Genomic DNA, 19,799 nt, shown 5'->3' on the forward strand with positions numbered 1-19,799 from the left:
GTTGGCTACACATATATACACCTCAATATAAAGGGATTCATTTTTTAAAGTTATTCGTTCTTCCTTTGAATATATAAATAAATAAACCTCCGATATATCGGAGGTTTTAAGACTTTTTTATGGTGGGCCGTACAAGATTTGAACTTGTGACTTCTTCCGCGTCAAGGAAGCACTCTCCCACTGAGTTAACGGCCCAAATGGGTATTATTGATTATATAATGATACGAAAATAAAATCAACAATAAAATCAATAGCACTAATAGATTCCTCCAATCATCAAATTTCATTTTACCTCGTCATAGTTTTTGATTTTTTGAAATATATTTTTATAAAGCTTTATTAATTTACGGGGGAATTAAAATGTTATTTATTAAATCAAAGGCTATAACATTCTTTATAAGTGGAATTTTGTTTATAAGCTTATGCTTAGCTGTTTTTAATTTTGGTGCTCATCCATATTTTCAAAATTGGAAAAAAGAAAAGGTGTTAATAACAGAGGTAAAAACCGAAAAAAAAGCTGTCAGCCTTACATTTGATGATGGGCCCGATCCTATAAATACCCCTGTAGTGTTAGATAATCTTAAAAAACATAATGCTAAAGCAACATTTTTTGTTATGGGTAGTAGAGCTGAAAAGTATCCAGACATATTAAAAAGAATTGCAAGTGAAGGACATGAAATTGGTAACCACAGCTATAGTCATGTTGATTTTAATCACAAAGATAATAAATTTTTACTTAATGAAATCGAAAGAACAAATGCTATTATATATCAAATAACAAGGCAAAAACCTTCCTTATTTAGACCCCCTGGTGGCTATTTATCTTATGCATTAGTAGAGCTTACTAAAGATAAAGATATCACAATTGCTTATTGGACCTATAAACAAGATTCTAAAGACTGGCGAGGAGTTAGAGCTAACCAAATTGCCAACCACATTATAAAAAATATAGAACCTGGTCAGATAATTATTCTTCATGACGGAACACCAAATGGATTAGAAACAGCTAAGGCTGTTGATATATTAGTAGAGAAATTATCTAATGATGGATATGAATTTGTTACTATGAGTGAATTAATTAGAATTGGAAATGAGGAATAAAGGTGTAGTGACAAAAATAGAATGGTATAAACAAAAAACGGGAGGGATATAAGTGTTTCCTAAAATTTTTGGGTTTTATGAAATAACTTCTAAAGCTAAAATGGCAATAGCTGCTATAGTAGCATCTGTTTTGTTGGCAAGTAGTGTAGTTTATGTACAAGCATATCACAAACTTAAACCTGTATATCAAATTGAAACAGATGAAAAAGTAATAGCTTTAACATTTGATATTAGCTGGGGCAACCAGACTCCCAATCCAGTAATTGATATACTAAAAGAGCATGAAGTAAAATGTACATTCTTTTTATCAGGACCGTGGGTTAAACAATATCCGGAAGTTGTACAAACGATAAAAGAGGATGGACACGAGATTGGAAGTCATGGTTACCGTCATGTAAATCTTAGTAGTTTAGGTAAAAAAGATATACAAGAGGAATTAATGAAAGCACATAATAACATTAAGGAAGTAAGTGGTGTAGAAGCTAATCTTATCCGAACTCCAAATGGAGATTATAATGATAGTGTAATAGAAGCTATAAGAGAAAAAAATTATGAGGTAATACAATGGAGTGTAGATTCTCTCGATTGGATGAATCCAGGTGTAAACACAATAATAGAACGAGTTACTAAAAAAATACACCCTGGAGCAATTATATTAATGCATGCCAGTGACACCTGCAAACAAACCACAGATGCATTACCAGCAATACTTAAAAATTTAAAAGAGCAAGGATACAAATTCGTTACTGTAAGCGAGCTCCTTAAAATGGATAAAGAAAAAGTTGAGGAATAGGGAGTATCCATAATTCCGTGTAAATGGCAACAATTAACAAAAAGAGTTGGCATTTTAAAACATTCTCCGGTATAGTGCTAGTTATTCCTCAGCTATATGAAATTCGTCAACTTGAATTGTTCGAGTTGTTCTGTTAATAACCTCTAATTCATTTATATCTTTTCCAGTTGCCGCCCCAAGTTCTTTGAACCTACGGGCTGCAACTAAAACCCTATTTTCAAATGAACCTACTGTTTTATTATACGAATCTACTGCTCGGTCAAGCCCTTTAGCAACATCAACAAAATGATTCCCCATTGTTCGTATTCTGTCATACAAATTTTTTCCTAACTCACTAATGGCTTGAGCATTTTGAGCAATATGTTCCTGCCTCCAACCATAAGCTACTGCTTTAAGTAGTGCTATAAGGGTAGTAGGAGTAGCTATAATAACCCCTTTTTCTGCCCCATATTCAATTAAGCTTGGATCTTGTTCTAATGCCGCACTAAAAAACGTTTCACCCGGTAAAAATAATACTGCAAACTCTGGAGTATGCTCAAACTGATCCCAATAAGATTTGTTAGCTAATTGTGTAAGGTGATTACGTACATGACGAGCATGGTTTTTTAAATTATTGAGTTTATTAGTTTCATCCGAGGACTCTAAAGCCTCTAAGTAAGCTTGTAGTGGCACTTTAGAGTCTACTATAACATTTTTATTATTAGGAAGTTTTACAACCATATCTGGGCGTAAGCGCCCATCCTCTGAATAACTTGATTGCTGTTGTAAAAAATCACAGTACTCAACCATACCTGCAATTTCTACTACTCTTTTTAGTTGAATTTCTCCCCATCTGCCTCTTACATTAGGTGTACGCAAGGCTTTAACTAAGTTAGATGTTTCATTTTGTAATCTAATTTGGGTTGTAGCTAACTGTTTCACCTGCTCACTTAAGCTATTATAAGCAGTGCTCCGTTGTTTTTCCATTTCCTTTATATGATTTTCAACCTTCTCTAATGAACTCTTAATTGGGTCAACTAGTTGATTAACAGCAAATTGCTTTTTATCCATATCCGCCTTAGCATTTTCTTGAAATTTTTCAAAGGTAATTTTTGCCAAGTTCATAAAGGATTCATTATTATTTTTTAATGCTTCTGAAGAAAGAGCTTTAAAAGTATCTACCAAATTTGTTTCCGCTTCCTGCAACAAACTCATTTTATCTTCTAATCCTTTATTTAGTTCATCTATTTTTGTTAGTAAGTTTGAAACCCTTTCTCTAAGGTTTATGTTTTCATTATTAAGTTCAGCTATTCTTTTATCTTTTTCTTTAATTACTAACTCTAACTCTGGTATTCTTAAGTTTTTTTCATCTGCTACTGCTCTCTTTGAGGTTTCAATTTTTATTTCCTCCTGCAAAGCAATAATTTGTTCTCTAGCTTTATCTAAATTATTAATTAATTCCTCGACCTTTTGCTCATTATTATTCAGTTTTTCATTTAATTGAATTATTTCAAAGTCTCCTGTTCTCTTGCCTTCCAAATATGAATACTTAAATTTAGATGATAATAGCAAAAAAGTTATAATACTACCTATTGCAATACCTGTTATAAAAGCAACTAATGTGATTACCTCCACTATACTCTTTCCCCTTTATACAGCATAACCCCCCATTACCCATAAACTAAATAAAATTAAAAATTGATTTTAATAGGGTTAAGCTTTTAATTTTCTATAGATATAATACCGCAAATTATTATATTAATAAAAAAAGAAGCCATTTAAGTCCCCTCTTAAATGGCCCCTCTTTATTCTTCTTGTTTTGATTTTTTAAGATCTTCTTCGATGGATTCTAGACCAATACTTCGCAAAATCTCATCAATTAAATGTTTGTCTAAATATTTTTCCATTTGCAACCCTCCTTATTATTTTATATTTATAATTATAACGCGAATTAGCCATTTATGTAAGGTTATCAGCATAAATTCTTTTAAATATTCTGTATACCTTTCATTTTTGTTTTACAATACTTAACATAAAACTAACACATATTATAACTTGCAACTTTAGATAATAAAAATAACTTTAATAGAAAGAAGGTTATAATATGTTAACAAGAGATGGAGTTATAGCTCGTTATATTTTGGCGTTTTGTTTTTTCTTTGCATCTGGTACAGAAATGGTCACAGGTTTTTATGGTATGATCTGTGGGATTCTAGGTACCATTGAGTTAGCTACGGCTTTACTCAGATATTCCCCACTTTATGAAATATATGATTTAATTAAAGAAAAAGAAGGTATTTTTTCATTAAAACAACACTAAAAAATAAAAGCCTGCATCAAGTATGCAGGTTTATTTTCTTATATATTTTCCATCTTCGTTTTTGCCAATAATCCCCAACAGTTCCATTCTTTCTAAATGTCTTAAAATCATCATTCGATTCCAAAACACAACATATTGTGTTTTTGGATTTAGGGTAAATAAAGATCTTTGTGAGGTTATTTCATCAAATGTACGTGGAACAGATAAGAAATCATAAATAAGGTCCTCTTTTTTTAAAGCTACATTAATATAATCTTTTAAGTGTTGTTCGACATTATCATAAAAAACCTTACGGTGAGATGTTGCAATAACATGAGGCTTAATATCTATTAACTTTTGAACTGATTTAACTAGATCATCGAAATTAGAATAGCCCCCTCCATACCAAGGACCCCATGGAGCTAAATCTAAGTCCCCAGAAAAAAGTATCCCATCCTTTTCTATATAAAATGCATAATGACCATACGAATGACCTGGTGTATGTATAGCAGTTACTTTTGATTTACCTAAATCAAAAACATCACCATCTTTAAAAATATAATCTAGTTCAATATGTTGAAAGCCTGGGTTAGAAGGAACATCCTCAGGCATTATAGAATCACTTCCAAATTCCTCTGTTTTATCTTCTACCATTATCTTCTTCCACCAACGATGATATCCAGTATGTTCTAGGTATACATCATAATCACTATAAACCTCAGCCTCTTCTTCACCAGCCATTACTTCAGCATTTTCAAAAAAACTAATTCCATTTATATGATCAAAGTGGAAGTGAGTAATTAATAAAATGTCAACTTTATTTATAGGGATATCTTTATATGATCTGCCACCAGAACCAGCGTCTATAATAAGAGATACATCATCATCAATAAAAAGTGAATTACTATAAGGAAATACTGTTTTTCCCTTGGGTCTAATAACCTTAACCTTATTATTTACCTCGATTAGCAACCTCTCCAACTCCCCATAGAAAGATATACATACAAACATAGAAAGCCCGAGAATTAACCCGGGCTTTGATGTTTAGCGGTATATTTAAATTATTCTAATTTATCTAACATATCCATAACCATATCGAAAAAATAATTCATATCGTCTTTATCATTGATACCTGCTTTGAAACCAATTTCGGGAAATCTTCCATCACTACTAATTTTAACATTTACCAAGTATACAGCCTGTTCCATTTCATCTTCTAAGTGTTCAATGTCTATTTCTTCCCAATCCTCTTCTTGATTAATGCTTTCTTCCTCTAGTAGATGAGATAAATCTGTTTCTTGAACTTCTTCTGTGTTATCAATTATCTGTGATACAATCCACATAACATCGGCTGTACTCATATTTAATTCTTCACTTAATTGAAGAATCTCGTTTGCAACTGGTGTAATTCTTAGTAAATCGGATAAATTAACTGGTTCTCCTTTTCCCCATCTGTTATTCATAACATCACCTCCGCGTTATTAGCAACCAACTGTATAACAGGTGATTGTCGATATATAGACCCAACCACTATTTAATCGTTACATTAAATTTTACTCACTATACTCTGATTATATGTGAAAGGGTTGATAAAAAACAATGATAATTATACTGAGAAATAATACCTCTTAAACATTCCTAATTATACCCTCTTTAGCTACAACAATATATCACGAATATAAAACCAATGCAACCATTGGGCAAATACCCTTTACAATGTTAAAATAAAGAGAAATTGTTTAAGTTTATTCCTTTTAATGGAGGTAATGTTTTGCAATTATTGTTAAAGATAACAGCTATTTTTTTAACTATATTATTACTTATACTTGTTTTTTGGGGTATTGCATCCGGGTATTTTATAAGTGTAGATTTTTGGATTCTATATGGCATTATAGTTTTACTTGATTTCCTCTGTATAAATAAGTTAAAAAATCTTCAAAAAGAATAATCTTGGCCATATCCTACTACTTTAATATAAAATCTTCCTAAGTCTAACAAAATTCTATAATCCTTCTTTCATATTTTATTCAACACATATTCTTTATGTCCTTGTTTAATTCTTTAACAAAATTAGGTTGATTCATTCCTAAAAATGAATTATAAAAAGAATAGCATTAATATAATAATTAATTTAAGAAGAATAGAGGTTATTTAGTGGGTAATAGATTATCAATATATGTTACAGGAATAATATGTGTATTTATATCAGCTTTAATGTATGCTTTTCTCCCAGTATTAGGTAAATTCGCTTATGAATCTGGCTTAACTCCTGCTAGTACATTGCTTTTGCGTTATGCTTTTGCTTTCATTATACTAAGTATTTATATATTAATAATGACTAAAGATACTGTAATAAATAAATCACCTTTAGTGTTAATACAAGGATTCATATTAACACTTGGAGGTCTATCATTTTTTCATGCCTTAGAGTATCTTCCAGCTGGACTTGCTACTGTATTATTATTTACTTATCCAGTAATAGTTGCTCTATTAGCTACAGTATTTTATAAAGAAAAATTAACTCTTAACCTAATAATAGGATTATTACTGGCATTATCTGGTATTGCTTTAATATCGGGAATAGGTACTATAGAAACAATTTCACCAATGGGTTTCTTTTATGCCTTATTAGCAGGTATTTTTATTGCAATTTATAGCTTTTTAGGGCAACAAACACTTGTAAATGCGTCCCCCATAAGCTTAACAGCCACTTTTTCATTAATTGCTACATTAGTTATTTCAATAACAAATCCTAGTGAACTAGTATATCTAACTCAACTCACTTATTATCAAATTGCAATAGGACTAGCTTTAGCAGTTATCAGCACTATTTTAGCTATTGTTTTCTTCCTCCTAGGGGTTAAAAAAATTGGTGCTTCTAAGGCATCCTTAGTTAGTACACTTGAACCATGTTTAGCTGTTTTAGTGGCATTTTTACTGCTTGGAGAAGTATTAACTACTTACGAATTAATTGGAGCAGCACTAATATTATCTAGTATGTTTTCAACTATTTTGGGAGCACGAAAAGAAGCTATCCATAATTCGAATATAAGTAAAAAATTAGCATCATAAATAACCAAAAAAGACTTGTGTTTTTCATAAAACACAAGTCTTTTTTGGTTAATCTAAATTGTTCATATCTGCTTCTGGACTTGAGCTAGGAATAACCCCACCATTTTTCGATATGATATAGTATTCAGGATATTCACCATTTTCTATTTTTTTTAAAAATTCCTCTCTGCTCATTTCTACTCCAGTTTCAGTATCTAAAAACTTATTATGACCATATTCTTTAGAAACATTAATAACTCTAGCAGGCTTATTTTGCGACATTTTTTAAACCCCCTTCGATTAATTCATATGAAAGGTTTTATTCTTTAAATCACCCACATATTGTTGAACATTTTCAGGCAGAGAGTCAAAGGCAACCTGTTCTCCTAACTGGTCTTCATCATATTCATCTACGATTATCCAACGCGAGAAGCCATCCATGCTTTCAGGGATCTCAGAAAGCGCCAAAGCATCGCCGCTTTCAAAAATAACCGTATACCTGTCACAAAGGTTTTCATTGTCGTAAACATACGCAATTTCCAGATAAATTCCTCCTCCTAAATTAATTTTCACTTCCTTAGTATATGCACTTAGTATTTTTATATTGATAAATTAAAACTACACCAATTATATACGGTGTAGTTTTTTGATTTATTTTAGAAATACAACATTAACAGCTTTTACTAAGGCTGTAACTGTATCTCCTTCTTTAAATCCAGCTTCTTCTAATGATTCGCGCGTCATCACGGACGTCACTTCGGTGTCACCCATTCACATACTTACTTGAGCCATTACACCATCAGCTTTTATGCGTCAAATTTTTCCACGCAAAGAGTTGCGAACACCAATTTCCATATTCTTACCTCCATTTTTTTTATTAGTATTAACTGTTATAAAATCCATTATTCTATGTTTTAAAAATAAAATTAATGGTAACAATATACATACAAAATACTAATAGAACTGTGCAATTTACATGGATGGAAAATTCTATGTTAGTAAATAACATTTTTGAAAGGAGGGTTAATAATGAGTGAGGAAAAAAAACAAGGATTTTTGGATAAAATCGGTCTAGCAGGACTACTAAATCTAGAACAATTGAAGCGCTCTGATAAAAACAAAGAAAATAATAACAAAGATGAACAAAATCAACAAGAGCAGTAATTCAAATCATTTAAACAAATCGTATTAATTAAACTACACCACATAAATAGATAGACTACATAGTTTTAATTGTAGTCTATCTATTTTTTTACTAATTATTTATTAGTAAATTCTTTTATTGCATTAAAATACTCTTTCAATCCCACGTAAAGAATATCATTATGATTAGCTCTAGGAATTACAAGTATTTTTTTCTCTTTTGAACCCAAGTTATCATATAGATATTGTCCTTGACTTAAAGGAACTAGTTCATCTATTTCTCCGTGAATTATTAGTGATGGTAGTTTAATTTTATTAACCATCTTTCTGCAGTTTTCTTCAATAATATTAAGATTAATTCCTGAACTTGGTAAACCAAGATGTTGAATTAATTCACTAATACTATGAAAACCACTTTCTATTATCATTCCTCTTAACTCTTCTTCATATTTATAAGCAATTTCTAAGGCTGAAATACTTCCAAGTGATCTGCCCATTATCCATAATACACTATCGTACTCTTTTTCATTTAAAATTTCCTTTACTTTTTTATATATAGTATGTGCATCTTCAACCTTAGACGAAAATGAAGGGTTGCCAGTACTAGCTCCATATCCCCTGTAATCAGCTACCACAATATTTAATCCAATTTGATTATATAATATAGCTATTTGATCATAATCACTTACTACTTCTCCATTACCATGAAAATAAAGAACCCAAGGGTATTTTTTATCATTTTCATAAAAACGGCAATGAATTGAAGCATCTTCCGAAACTTTTATGATATTATCAAATGCATCTTCAGGGCATACTGAATAATCTTTTCGAGGATAGAAAAGGTAGTCTAAAAGTATAGAATTATCAATAGGGCTATAATCAATCATACGTTAGCCTCCTAACCTTATATTTTTTTTATTCTACCATAAAAAGGAACGAAATGTTATTTATCTAGGTTTATATAAATAAACCTTAAATATAATTAAGTAATGATGATTCCAGTGCAAAAAGCTAAACTTAGAGTATGGAATCGGCTGAACAAACATGTTTATCACGCCACTCATCGGTCTTTACCTTCATTTTAGCTTAGCACTTATTATCTAAAATGATTTTTTATTTATACTTAGCCGTGATCTATGCACCACGCCTTGCTATTCGGGACTTAGATAAACATGTTTGCTCAGCCTTAAGTTTGTTGTAGTTACTTTTTGCAGCAGAATCAATGATTTACAATAAAAAAACCGAGCTACAGAGCTCGGTTCTATAAATATTAATCCCATTTCATCTTAATACATGCTTTTAAATCATTCCTATAATTATCAGGATCTTCAAAATGAATTACTTTATTGGGCTTTAACAGTGTTCCTGTTATTGGATTATTATCAGCAACTAATCCTTCTTTTTCAAAACAACTAACTACTTCATTAATATCCCAATTACTAACATAGGGATCATCATCAAAAAACAACGCATAAGGATTAATATCTTTTGTAGGAAAATCACTAATAAATCTTGTATATGCTTCATTATCGCCATTTTTTAAAGCTACTTTAAAACTTTCATCAAAACATTCAAATAATGTTGCTACACCTCTTTTTGAGCTTCTTAAAAAAATTAAGGTATTTAACTTACTATCAATAAAAATATCTCCTTGTGGAAAATATTTTAAAACATATGATAATAAATCCTCAATTTTGGTAAAAGGAACATTATCATGTGCAAAACCAACTCCAACAGCATTAATAAATTGGCATTTTTCTTTTAAAGACTCCAAATAATCCTCAAATATAGCTATTGGATCATCATAACCTTCTTCCCTTAAATGTTTAAAAAACCCCATCATCCGCCCCCCTAATGTCTTGTTAATAATTTTGTTTATAGAAAAATTGCCTCCTTCCAAGGCTTTAATTAATTGTTATTCTTTTGCTTATAACTTTATTTTAATTAAATAAAATTGTTAGCTGAGAGTAAGGTGTGGTTAGAATAGAAATTTATAATAAGCCGAGTTTGGGCTCGGCTTATTTAATTTATTTAATTTTTATGCTTTAATATATATTATAATGCCCTTTTAAATTTAGTGTCAAGAAAACGGAAGTATGTTTAGAGTAAGCAGAATTAAGTATAGCCTCTTTTTTCTCACAATTAATTCAGATTATCCTTAAGTAAATAATAGACAGCTAATAAAGCAAATTATGTATACTAATTATATTATTTCCAATAACTCTTTATTATTATGTATTAATTGGATAAAAACTCATGTTAGCTACACTTTATCTGTTCTTGATTTTTAATTATAGAAATAAAAATCTTTACAAGCTTTGGATCAAATTGAGTGCCTGAACACCTTATTAGTTCCTCAACTGCTTCTTCCTTACTTAATGCTTTTCGATATGGTCTATCACTCGTCATAGCATCATATGCATCAACTATTAATAATATACGACATTCAATAGGTATTTCTTCTCCTTTAATACCTAGTGGATAGCCTGTTCCATCCCAGTTTTCATGATGTTTGAGAATTAAATCAGCTATTCCTGATAAGTCAGGAGATGCAGAAGCAATTTGATAGCCTTTCTCTGAATGTTGACGCATAATTACCCACTCTTCATCTGTTAAAGCATCTTCTTTAAATAATATGCTATCTGGTATACCTACTTTTCCTAAATCATGTACTTGAGCTAATAATGCTAAATTATTCAATTGATTAGCAGATAGGTCTAGGCTTTCACCTACTTCTCTGCATAGTACACTCAATCGTTTAGCATGCCCTTGAGCAACAAAATCTCGCTCACCTAATGTAGTCATTAGTGCTTCTATAACTTGTGACTTAGCACTAGTACTTTTATGCAACTTATTTTGATACATAGCATCATCAGCTTTTTTAAAAGTTTCTTCTAAAGAATCTTTACTACTCTTAGCTGTAGCTAAACCAAATGAAATACTTAGTGGCACCTCTGAACTTTTTCTATTATATCTTGAAGTATAATAATTAATCCATCTAGCAATCGCTTCCCCAGTCTTTTCATCTGTTTCAGGCAATATTATGGTGAACTCATCTCCCCCTACCCTAGCCACAATATCACTACTTCGCACTGAATTTTTTAATACTTCTGCACATGCCTTTAATAAATTATCACCTGTGGCATGACCCATAGCATCATTTACAACCTTTAACCCATCTACATCAGCTGTTATTATAGTTACGGGATATTGGTTGCTATTGAGTAGTCTTTGAAATTCTTCTTCAAAATAAGCACGATTATATAAACCAGTTAATTGATCATATAAACTAATGTTTTTTAGTTGCTCTGCATAATTATTAATATTCTTTAGAGTAATGAAAAAAATCGCAATAGAAACTGCTATAGCCATTAATAATGTGAAAAGCATTTGCATTATCGTAGCTTTATAAGCTTCATTACTACTTTGAACTAATTCTGTTGCTATATTTTCATTATGTATTAATAGTTTCTCAACTTTTTCTTGTACCAGAATTGTTTGATCAGCTATTAAACTAGCATATGATTGAGCAGTAGCAAGTCTATCTGTTTCTATTAAACGATGATAAGTATTAACCATTGAATAATATGCTTGTAGTGCTGATTTAGCCTCTAAAATTTCTGTTCGTCTTGTCCCATCATTAATAATAAATTGTTCATAAAGAGCTAGATTTTCATCAATAATTTGTATGCTTTCTTCTACTGATTGAATAGCTTCTTTTCTTTCTTTATCAGTATCTACTATTAACATATAATAATGGTCTCTATTTATAGCTGTAAGCTCAGTATTAATTTCTTGTATATAACCAACTGGTATTAGCGCATAATCTTGAACTTTATTTAGATTTTGATTCATGAAATTAACATTTAAAATTCCATGAATCCCTACACCTATAATGAAAAAAATAAGTGCTAAAAAAAGAAAAGTTGCCCTAGTACCAATATTTAAATTTTTATACCATTGCAAAATTTTAATTCCTCCCTATGTACTAGGATTTAATAACAAATGAAATTTATCTTCTCCTACAAAGTAAATCCTTCTACATTTTTCTAAACTATCCTTTAAAATCTAGCAAAAAAATAAAACCGAGCATTACTCGGTTTAGTTATCTATAGCTTTTTTAAGATAAAGATATTAATTAAAATTTATTTTAACTCGCTCCTTTATTTGAGTTCGACACTCCTCATAAGTTTTTGAAAAAAAACCTTTTTCAAGTATATCAGCAATAGCATTTCCATTAGGATTTATGTTTAAAATAGCTCGTATTTTTTCAGCCATAGTAAATTGTTTAAAACCTAAAGCCCCAAATTTAAATGCAAGCGAACTTTCCTTAAAACTTATTTCTTGCATTAATTGAGTAGATTCATTTTGTGCTGCTCTTAAGAAAAGATTAAATAGGTTTTGTTCCTCTGCTGCAATATCTTGAAGAATTTCAATTATCTCTTTTAATTCTTCAATAACTAGTTCAAGAAGACGTGTTTGCACTTTATTTGAAAACTTAGTTCTTTCCTGAAGTGCTCGTATCATTTCAGCTATACTAAATTCCTTTTGGCCAAGGTTAAATATCTTGTCTGTTAATGCAAACTGCTTTATTCTCACTATATCTAACAGCGGAAATAAATTAGGATTAGCTTCTGCCCTTTCTGCAAGGTCCAAATATAAATTAGCTAGTTGCCTCTGCTCTAACTTTAACTCCCTAATTATACGAACAATAACCTCTTGCTCTTTTGTAATCAACTTCAGCATCTCCGATATTAAGGACTTCACATACATGTTTTTGCCCATATTCTCTTCACCCATTTCTTAATATTAGATTTTGTCATTATTGTATTATTATCAATCCTAATTGGTGACAAAACCTGTTGTTTTTATTAGGTGAAAAGAGATATGTAATTTATTGTTTTTAACTAGCACAAAAACTACTATACTCACAAAACTTGCAAAGATTTGTTGTTTGGCAAGGATAATCTTCTAAAACTTTATTACCTAATAACCATGATGAAACAGTTATCAATTCATTTTTAATGTGCTCTAAATTCTCCATATCAACTTTTATTGTTATTTCCTTACCTAAGCTTAGAAAATACAAACTCACTTCATCTATTGGTATAATATTACCTTTATAAAACGGTATTTGGGATAAACTCCAAGCATATGCTAAAAGCTGTTGTTCATAAAACTTAGCTTTTTCCCTTAACTCATTTTCATCATTTATTTTATTGGTTTTGTAATCAATAATAGTAGCAGTTAGTTTATCATCTTTTTTATAAACATCTACTCTATCAATAACTCCACCAAGGTATAGGTTTTTTTTAATAGGTACTCTAAAAGTAAACTCTTGATACGTCTCTATCCTATGGTTATTTTCTTTATCTTTTTCAATTTGTATAAATCCATCTATTAATTTATCAAATAATATTTTATCTTCAGGTATATTAATTTCGTCTTTGTATTTAGTTGCAACTTTATTTATAGCAGTATCAACAGTAAAATCTTTTGAATCTAATTCCTCTAATAGTTGATGTACTAATAAGCCCATATCTGCGCCACTAATACCTACATCGTCATAACCTCTATAGATTTCTACTTGTTCTGATACTATAATATTATTTGAAATACCGGCAATATAAGTATAGTAATACTTGCGTGGACAATTACGATAATTCAACCACATTGAAGCATTCAAAATGCCTTCAGCTTCCTTAGAGTATGGTTTTATTAAAGGTGGTAATAGTTTAGGATTTTTGTGCAATTGGTTTTTAATTAAATCTTGATTTTGCCTTATAAGTTCTTCTGGATAGTTAACAACTTTTTTATCAGCAAGAATAAGCTCCTCACCATTCACCCGTAATATTTCAGGTATTTCTCCCTTAGTGGCTAAAACCCACAATAGTTGTTTCATAAAACTATTTTGGTCTTTTAACTCTTCATCTTTTAATTCTAGGTTTTGACCTATAAAAGCCAAAAACTTTTCCGATCTAGTAGCAGCAACATAAAAGACTCTTCTACTCTCCTCTATTTCTTGTTCTAATTTAGTTTGATAAATCTCTTTATAGTATTCATTTACATCTCTATCAGTTTCCATCTTATCATTTAAACCAATAGCAGTTACTAAACCATCATTATTAACCCGTAGAATTTGTTTATTTCTCTTAGAAATGCTGTCAATATTAGAATCCATATCTGGGATTAAAACTGCTGGAAATTGCAATCCTTTAGAAGCATGAATCGTTAAAATCTTTACTGCATTACTATCTTCATTATCTATAAAAGCCTCTGAATCCATACCGGATGATTCTTGCAGCATTTTAATATAATCTGGAAACTCACTAGCAGAATAAACTCCTTTTTGTTCATATTCATCTATTATGTTTATTAGTTTTTCTAAATTGCGTAGCTTTTTATCTCCATGTGGTATTGATGCTAAAATCTCCATATAATCAGTATGTAATAATATTTGATTAAATAAATTTTTAGCATTTTCTATTCCACCTAAGGGCAAAAGTTTAGCAAAGATATCTTTAGCTCTAGTAACAATCCACTTATCATCTGCTTCACTTTCAAAATAACTTAGAAGATTAATTATATTCCCCTCTTCTTTGGAGCGCATTAACCCCGCCATACTTAAAAGCATATCATCAGAAAAACCAAAAATAGGTGACCTAAGAATAGAAAATAGCTTTAACCTATCATGTGGCTCAAAAATAAGTGAATATAATGTTAATATATCCATTATTTCCTGCCTATTCCAAAAGCCTAATCCCCCTAAAACGCAAAATGGTATGCTTTCCTTTTCTAAAGCATTTTCTATGGTCTTTAAGTTAGTTCTACTACGCATAAGTATTGCAATATCTTTGTAATCAAAACCTTCATCAACAAGATTTTTGATTCTCCCTGCTATGATAACACCTTGATAGTCCTTTTTACTCGAAATATTTGACTTCTCATATTGAGCATTTAAAGCTTCCTCAAACTCATCTAAATTTTTATCATCAGCAATTAATTTCTTAACTCTTTCCCACCTAGTAATAGCTTTCTTTTCCTTTATGGTTTCTTTTTCATATGTTATTAGCTCCACCTTAGCACCAGGCTTTACTTTATCAGAAGGACGGTTTAAAGACTCATACGGATTAAGCAAATGATTAAAAACCTTGTTTACTGCATTTATAATATTAGGTGTACTGCGATAGCATGTAGAAAGATGCTCTACTTTCCCACAAGCTAAAATCTGACTACAAGCATCATTAAAAACCTTATAATCAGCACCTCTAAAACCATAAATAGATTGTTTATAATCACCTACTAAAAATAATCTACCTTTTGGTATAATACCTTCTCTAAAAGTTAGCTTATCAATAATCTTTTTTTGCAAAGGATTAACATCTTGAAACTCATCTACTAACAAATACTTAATTTTAGAAAAATAACTATTACAGACATCTTCATTCTGTAGTAGCTCTAATGATAAAACCTCTAAATCATTAAAATCTAAATAGTTTTCTCTCCGTTTATAATCACTATAGATTTTATCTAACTCTACTATAATTTCAGCTGCTACTATTTCTAATACAGTAGTTGGATTATTTAAATCATTCACATCTAAAAGTATATTTTCCCTGATAATAGGTATACCTAATTCTTTCAAAGACTTGTAAGCACTGATAACTGAACCTTTAAGCTCATTTATTATATTAGTTGAATAGTTTTCTATAATAACATTAAGCTTTTCTTCATTTTCTAGATTTGCAGTATATTCATTTATTAATTCTTCCGATAACTCTGAAAGCTTCATCTTTGCATCTACTTCCTCCGTTACTGCAAACAAAGGGTCTAATCCTAGCAAGTAATAATTATCCCTTAAAAGCTTTCCACAAAAACCATGTATAGTATCAATATTAGCTGTAGATATTAACAGCCTTAATTCTGCTAACCTCTTTCTTTCTGCTTCAGAACTACTACTTTCCATGTATTTAGTAAGCTCTTCACGTATCCTATCCTTCATTTCAGTTGCCGCTTTACGAGTAAAGGTTATTGCAACTATATCACTAAGCTCTATATCAGGACTTTCTAAAAGAAGTCTAATAAAACGCTTAGTCAATACTCTAGTCTTTCCTGATCCTGCACCAGCACGCAAAGCAGTATTTGCAAATATATCTAAAGCATTAGCTTGTTCTTCATTAACATCATATTTCTTACATATATCTACCATAATTAAACCCCCTTACCCTCAAACCTTATCTTGTCATACCTACACATCCCATTATATGGACAAACAAAGTAGGTTGCGGGACACTCTTTAGGAGAAAAGAATCCCTTTTTAATCTCATCTATTGTCTTCAATACTTCACCTTCTACCCACTCTAATAATACATACATATTATTTTCATCTATTAGCTGGGGTCTTTTTCTCTTTTCAAACAAGGCTAGCTTCATATCTTTACGGATAATACCTTTCCATTCTAACTTCTCAATACTGTAATATAAAAGAGCTATACACTCAGTTTTTGATACTGCATACTCCTTTTTTATATAATTATCAAATGCGGCATAATAAATAGGCAATTGAAAATCTTCTGTTTCAATGCATTCCTTTATCGTCTTTACATTCCCCTTCTTATAATCATAAATAATATATCTACCCGTAAAGCTTCCTGTATCATCAAACTCCAAATCAACCCTATCGGCTACTCCTCTAATTTTATTATCACCTAAGTAAATTTGGAAAAACTTTTCTAATAACACTGGCTTAAGCCTAAAACCAGTAGCTTCAAAATACCTAGTTAAATTATCAGCATCATGATATATAAAAGCCTTAATAGTATTAAAAAGCTCACTTCTATAATAATCTTTAACTATTTGTGGCTGATTTCCATAATCAAAATCTTTTTCTACACTATCAAAAACAGCCTGTAGCCGTTCTATATCAACTTCCTCTGGATCATCCTTACCTTCATAATATTGTTTTAAAACCTCATGATAAAGAAGCCCTATACTTAAACCACTTAGTGGTTCCTGTTCATCATCATCAAGATTAAGAACCCTTTCCGCAAAATATCTAAAAGGGCAATAAACATAACTATTTAATTGAGATGGACTAAAACCATACCAAGCATCTTGCTGTGAAAGTTTAGGATTATTAAGTCTACCATCAAACTCATCAAAAACAGGATTAAACTCCCTAGAAATCTCCATATAAGCTGCCCGTGATGAATAAAGAAGTTTTTCTTTAAAAGAGCTATCCAGCCATGCATATTCATTAATCAGCTGAACATCGCCATTATTCCAAAGATTAGTGTTTAGTTTTCTTATCGCCTCAACTTTGCTAGCTGGCTCAACATTATATCGCATCCGTTTGCGCATACTTACAGAGTAAAAGGTAACTTTCTCACAACATTCTTCAGTTAAAATTGCCGTAAAATCATTGATAAATCCAGATGGAATCATTAAAGCACCATTTTCATCAGTAACCCTATATGATACGTTTAACCTATTGCGTGCAGTTGCTAAACATGCATTAAACCTTATCTTTTCCCTTTGTAGTTCCCATAAGGGAGTACCTAAATTAATATTTAGTTTAGCTAGCTCTAAAATCTCATCTGCATTAAAAAGATAATTTCCATTTCCACTAGAAGGGAAAATTCCTTCATTAATACCTAGGATAAAAACAGTATCATAATCTTGACCTCTAGCTAAATCAGGATTTAAAAACTTCACTCCACCATAATCCCTATTATTTAGACCAGTTTGCTCTTCACTTAATAACTTCACTAGTTCCTTGTGTAAACTGTCCAACCACTCTACAGGTTTTATGGGCTCAAAACGAACCCAAGTATTTATAAGGTTTTTAATCACCTTTTCAAACCCCTGTAAAGCAGTTAAATCCCTAATGAAAACATCTTGAGAAATAACCCCTTCCTCGTAAAGATAGGTTAGTTGATTTCGAAGATCTAAATTACTAAGTACCTTAATAAACTCTTGTAATGCCTCGACTTGCCCATCTGTATTCTCAGGATTAAACTCATCAAAAACATTAAAATAATCCTCTAATTCCACCGGAATATCTTCAAGACTACACTCTTCTACTAATAGCTGCTTAAAAAAGTCAAAATAATCTTCTGGTTCATGCTCATTTATAACCTTTTTAGCCAACTTTCTAAATAAACTACTTTCGTAATAATCACTAGATTGTATTTGTTTAGGTAAAATATATTTAGAAGTTAAAAGAGTAACAAATGAATCAGCAATGTAATCCTTAACCCTTAGTCTTAAAACACACAGTATATCCTTTATTAGGGGAACAGTTAGTAGATTATTACGCTGATTAATATTTATAGGTAGTCCATATTCATCAAAAACATCTTTTACTTTTTCACTATATTCATCATTATTATTGCAAAAAACAGCTATATCATCTGGTTTAGCCATTTTTTCAATTAATAACTTTTTAATCTCTCTAGCCGTTTGCCGTATTTCATAATCTATACAAGGACTTTTGCTTATAATAACACTTGATTTTAATACTTCTAAATCTCGTTTATTAGAATATATCTGCTGACTTATACATCTTAAATCAGGATTAATATAAGGCTTGTCACTACTAATAACTTCAACCTTAAAATCAAGATTTGAGAAATCTTTAATAATCTCACTATATATAAAATCCATATTATACTCATTTTTAAAGGGAACATTAATATGTATATCTATATCAGTTCTATTTATCATCTCTTTTATAAGATTAACATCAACTGGATCGATATTTATAAACCCATCTATAACAAGCATCCTAGTTTCATCCAGTATTTTAGAATTTTGCACCTGATTTAAGGCAAGCACAGAAAAATCATCTAAGTCATAAACACTCATACCTTTTTTATAATTCTCATAATCCTTATATATCTTTGCTATGGCTTTTAACTTTACTCCTAAAGTCCCATCTATACCTAATGCCTTTTCATTCAATTCTTCTGGACTAATATGTAATCTTTTTAGTTTTCTAATAGTTTGTTTTACACCACTAATAAAGCCTGATTTAGCTTTAACCCTATTAAAAAGAAAATTTTTAGGCTGTTTTTCTAGTATTTTTCTTATCACTAATCCAACTTCGTATTCTGAAAGAACATTATTTTTTCTAATTAAATCTGTAGTTAGCATTTCTTCTAAATCAGTAAAGGTTAAAATATAGCAGTTGTATAAACCACCTAGCTCCTTTATAAACAACTCCCTTACATCAAACATTGCCTCTCTTGAAGGAAGAATATATATAGCTTTCATGCCATTTCTGATACTATCAGCACACTTTATTACTAATTCTTTTCGCATATTACTATGGAAATTGCCAAGGTATAACTTATTCAAAAAATAACCTCCCCAAGCTATTTTTTATCCAAAAAATCTAAAACTACATCAATATACTGCTCTTGGTTTTCTATA

18 protein-coding genes and 1 tRNA gene are annotated in these 19,799 nt (G+C 30.5%); 6 read left to right on the plus strand and 13 right to left on the minus strand.

Going from position 1 to position 19,799, the window contains the following annotated elements; all coding sequences use genetic code 11:
• Positions 1–120: 120 nt before the first annotated feature.
• Positions 121–195: transfer RNA gene (locus SYNTR_RS05630), tRNA-Val, on the minus strand.
• Between the two features lie 165 nt (positions 196–360).
• Between SYNTR_RS05630 and SYNTR_RS05635 the strand changes: the two genes are divergently transcribed.
• Both SYNTR_RS05635 and pdaB read left to right on the plus strand, forming a co-directional pair.
• Positions 361–1,101 carry a polysaccharide deacetylase family protein gene (locus tag SYNTR_RS05635; RefSeq protein WP_156203610.1) on the plus strand — a complete coding sequence of 247 codons (741 nt, stop codon included), beginning with the start codon at positions 361–363 and terminating at the stop codon, positions 1,099–1,101.
• Positions 1,102–1,153: 52 nt separating this feature from the next.
• Positions 1,154–1,894 carry a polysaccharide deacetylase family sporulation protein PdaB gene (gene pdaB / locus SYNTR_RS05640; RefSeq protein ID WP_243140244.1) on the plus strand — a complete coding sequence of 247 codons (741 nt, stop codon included), beginning with the start codon at positions 1,154–1,156 and terminating at the stop codon, positions 1,892–1,894.
• Between the two features lie 81 nt (positions 1,895–1,975).
• Here the strand turns inward: pdaB and SYNTR_RS05645 are convergent, their stop codons facing one another.
• Entirely contained in the window at positions 1,976–3,508 is a 1,533-nt protein-coding gene (locus SYNTR_RS05645; RefSeq protein WP_197079210.1) for a DNA recombination protein RmuC, read from the minus strand.
• A gap of 469 nt (positions 3,509–3,977) precedes the next feature.
• Here SYNTR_RS05645 and SYNTR_RS05650 point away from each other — a divergent pair, with 469 nt between their 5' ends.
• Positions 3,978–4,193, plus strand: a complete 216-nt coding sequence (locus SYNTR_RS05650; protein WP_156203611.1) for a YgaP-like transmembrane domain — start codon at positions 3,978–3,980, stop codon at positions 4,191–4,193.
• 30 nt (positions 4,194–4,223) lie between these two features.
• Here SYNTR_RS05650 and SYNTR_RS05655 read toward each other — a convergent pair whose 3' ends face one another.
• Both SYNTR_RS05655 and SYNTR_RS05660 read right to left on the minus strand, forming a co-directional pair.
• Complete coding sequence (locus SYNTR_RS05655; protein ID WP_197079211.1) at positions 4,224–5,144, minus strand: MBL fold metallo-hydrolase; 921 nt, start codon at positions 5,142–5,144, stop codon at positions 4,224–4,226.
• An 89-nt stretch (positions 5,145–5,233) separates the two neighbouring features.
• A complete protein-coding gene (locus SYNTR_RS05660) occupies positions 5,234–5,635 on the minus strand; it encodes a hypothetical protein (protein ID WP_156203613.1) in 402 nt (133 codons plus the stop codon).
• Positions 5,636–5,943: 308 nt separating this feature from the next.
• Between SYNTR_RS05660 and SYNTR_RS05665 the strand changes: the two genes are divergently transcribed.
• Both SYNTR_RS05665 and SYNTR_RS05670 read left to right on the plus strand, forming a co-directional pair.
• Positions 5,944–6,120 (plus strand): hypothetical protein, encoded by a 177-nt coding sequence (locus SYNTR_RS05665; RefSeq protein ID WP_156203614.1) that lies wholly within the window; start codon positions 5,944–5,946, stop codon positions 6,118–6,120.
• Positions 6,121–6,326: 206 nt separating this feature from the next.
• Positions 6,327–7,244 (plus strand): EamA family transporter, encoded by a 918-nt coding sequence (locus tag SYNTR_RS05670; protein ID WP_156203615.1) that lies wholly within the window; start codon positions 6,327–6,329, stop codon positions 7,242–7,244.
• Positions 7,245–7,292: 48 nt separating this feature from the next.
• Here SYNTR_RS05670 and SYNTR_RS05675 read toward each other — a convergent pair whose 3' ends face one another.
• The 3 genes from SYNTR_RS05675 to SYNTR_RS05685 form a co-directional block, all read right to left on the minus strand.
• Positions 7,293–7,505 (minus strand): hypothetical protein, encoded by a 213-nt coding sequence (locus SYNTR_RS05675; protein WP_156203616.1) that lies wholly within the window; start codon positions 7,503–7,505, stop codon positions 7,293–7,295.
• A gap of 18 nt (positions 7,506–7,523) precedes the next feature.
• A complete protein-coding gene (locus SYNTR_RS05680; RefSeq protein WP_156203617.1) occupies positions 7,524–7,796 on the minus strand; it encodes a hypothetical protein in 273 nt (90 codons plus the stop codon).
• Positions 7,797–7,874: 78 nt separating this feature from the next.
• Positions 7,875–7,967, minus strand: coding sequence for a hypothetical protein (locus tag SYNTR_RS05685; RefSeq protein ID WP_243140266.1), 93 nt, complete (start codon positions 7,965–7,967; stop codon positions 7,875–7,877).
• Positions 7,968–8,252: 285 nt separating this feature from the next.
• Between SYNTR_RS05685 and SYNTR_RS11700 the strand changes: the two genes are divergently transcribed.
• Positions 8,253–8,387 (plus strand): hypothetical protein, encoded by a 135-nt coding sequence (locus tag SYNTR_RS11700; RefSeq protein ID WP_279285958.1) that lies wholly within the window; start codon positions 8,253–8,255, stop codon positions 8,385–8,387.
• 95 nt (positions 8,388–8,482) lie between these two features.
• On the opposite strand, the gene SYNTR_RS05690 is transcribed toward SYNTR_RS11700, so the two are convergent.
• The 6 genes from SYNTR_RS05690 to SYNTR_RS05715 form a co-directional block, all read right to left on the minus strand.
• Entirely contained in the window at positions 8,483–9,253 is a 771-nt protein-coding gene (locus SYNTR_RS05690; RefSeq protein ID WP_156203619.1) for an alpha/beta hydrolase, read from the minus strand.
• Positions 9,254–9,636: 383 nt separating this feature from the next.
• Positions 9,637–10,209 carry a hypothetical protein gene (locus tag SYNTR_RS05695; protein WP_156203620.1) on the minus strand — a complete coding sequence of 191 codons (573 nt, stop codon included), beginning with the start codon at positions 10,207–10,209 and terminating at the stop codon, positions 9,637–9,639.
• A 416-nt stretch (positions 10,210–10,625) separates the two neighbouring features.
• Positions 10,626–12,332, minus strand: coding sequence for a diguanylate cyclase domain-containing protein (locus SYNTR_RS05700; RefSeq protein WP_156203621.1), 1,707 nt, complete (start codon positions 12,330–12,332; stop codon positions 10,626–10,628).
• Between the two features lie 168 nt (positions 12,333–12,500).
• The gene (locus tag SYNTR_RS05705; RefSeq protein WP_156203622.1) at positions 12,501–13,103 is read right to left on the minus strand and encodes a hypothetical protein; all 603 of its coding nucleotides are present in this window, start codon (positions 13,101–13,103) and stop codon (positions 12,501–12,503) included.
• A gap of 166 nt (positions 13,104–13,269) precedes the next feature.
• Positions 13,270–16,575 carry a UvrD-helicase domain-containing protein gene (locus tag SYNTR_RS05710; RefSeq protein WP_156203623.1) on the minus strand — a complete coding sequence of 1,102 codons (3,306 nt, stop codon included), beginning with the start codon at positions 16,573–16,575 and terminating at the stop codon, positions 13,270–13,272.
• 2 nt (positions 16,576–16,577) lie between these two features.
• Positions 16,578–19,724, minus strand: coding sequence for a PD-(D/E)XK nuclease family protein (locus SYNTR_RS05715; RefSeq protein ID WP_156203624.1), 3,147 nt, complete (start codon positions 19,722–19,724; stop codon positions 16,578–16,580).
• Positions 19,725–19,799 lie beyond the last annotated feature (75 nt).

The organism is Candidatus Syntrophocurvum alkaliphilum, from assembly GCF_009734445.1.
Classification (GTDB): Bacteria; Bacillota; Syntrophomonadia; order Syntrophomonadales; family Syntrophomonadaceae; genus Syntrophocurvum; species Syntrophocurvum alkaliphilum.

Coding starts and splice junctions, on each gene's coding strand:
- SYNTR_RS05685 (WP_243140266.1), bottom strand. CDS start 7,967: ATGACGCGCGAATCATTAGAAGAAGCTGGATTTAAAGAAGGAGATACA.
- SYNTR_RS05650 (WP_156203611.1), top strand. CDS start 3,978: ATGTTAACAAGAGATGGAGTTATAGCTCGTTATATTTTGGCGTTTTGT.
- SYNTR_RS05710 (WP_156203623.1), bottom strand. CDS start 16,575: ATGGTAGATATATGTAAGAAATATGATGTTAATGAAGAACAAGCTAAT.
- SYNTR_RS11700 (WP_279285958.1), top strand. CDS start 8,253: ATGAGTGAGGAAAAAAAACAAGGATTTTTGGATAAAATCGGTCTAGCA.
- SYNTR_RS05690 (WP_156203619.1), bottom strand. CDS start 9,253: ATGATTGATTATAGCCCTATTGATAATTCTATACTTTTAGACTACCTT.
- SYNTR_RS05695 (WP_156203620.1), bottom strand. CDS start 10,209: ATGATGGGGTTTTTTAAACATTTAAGGGAAGAAGGTTATGATGATCCA.
- SYNTR_RS05635 (WP_156203610.1), top strand. CDS start 361: ATGTTATTTATTAAATCAAAGGCTATAACATTCTTTATAAGTGGAATT.
- SYNTR_RS05675 (WP_156203616.1), bottom strand. CDS start 7,505: ATGTCGCAAAATAAGCCTGCTAGAGTTATTAATGTTTCTAAAGAATAT.
- SYNTR_RS05660 (WP_156203613.1), bottom strand. CDS start 5,635: ATGAATAACAGATGGGGAAAAGGAGAACCAGTTAATTTATCCGATTTA.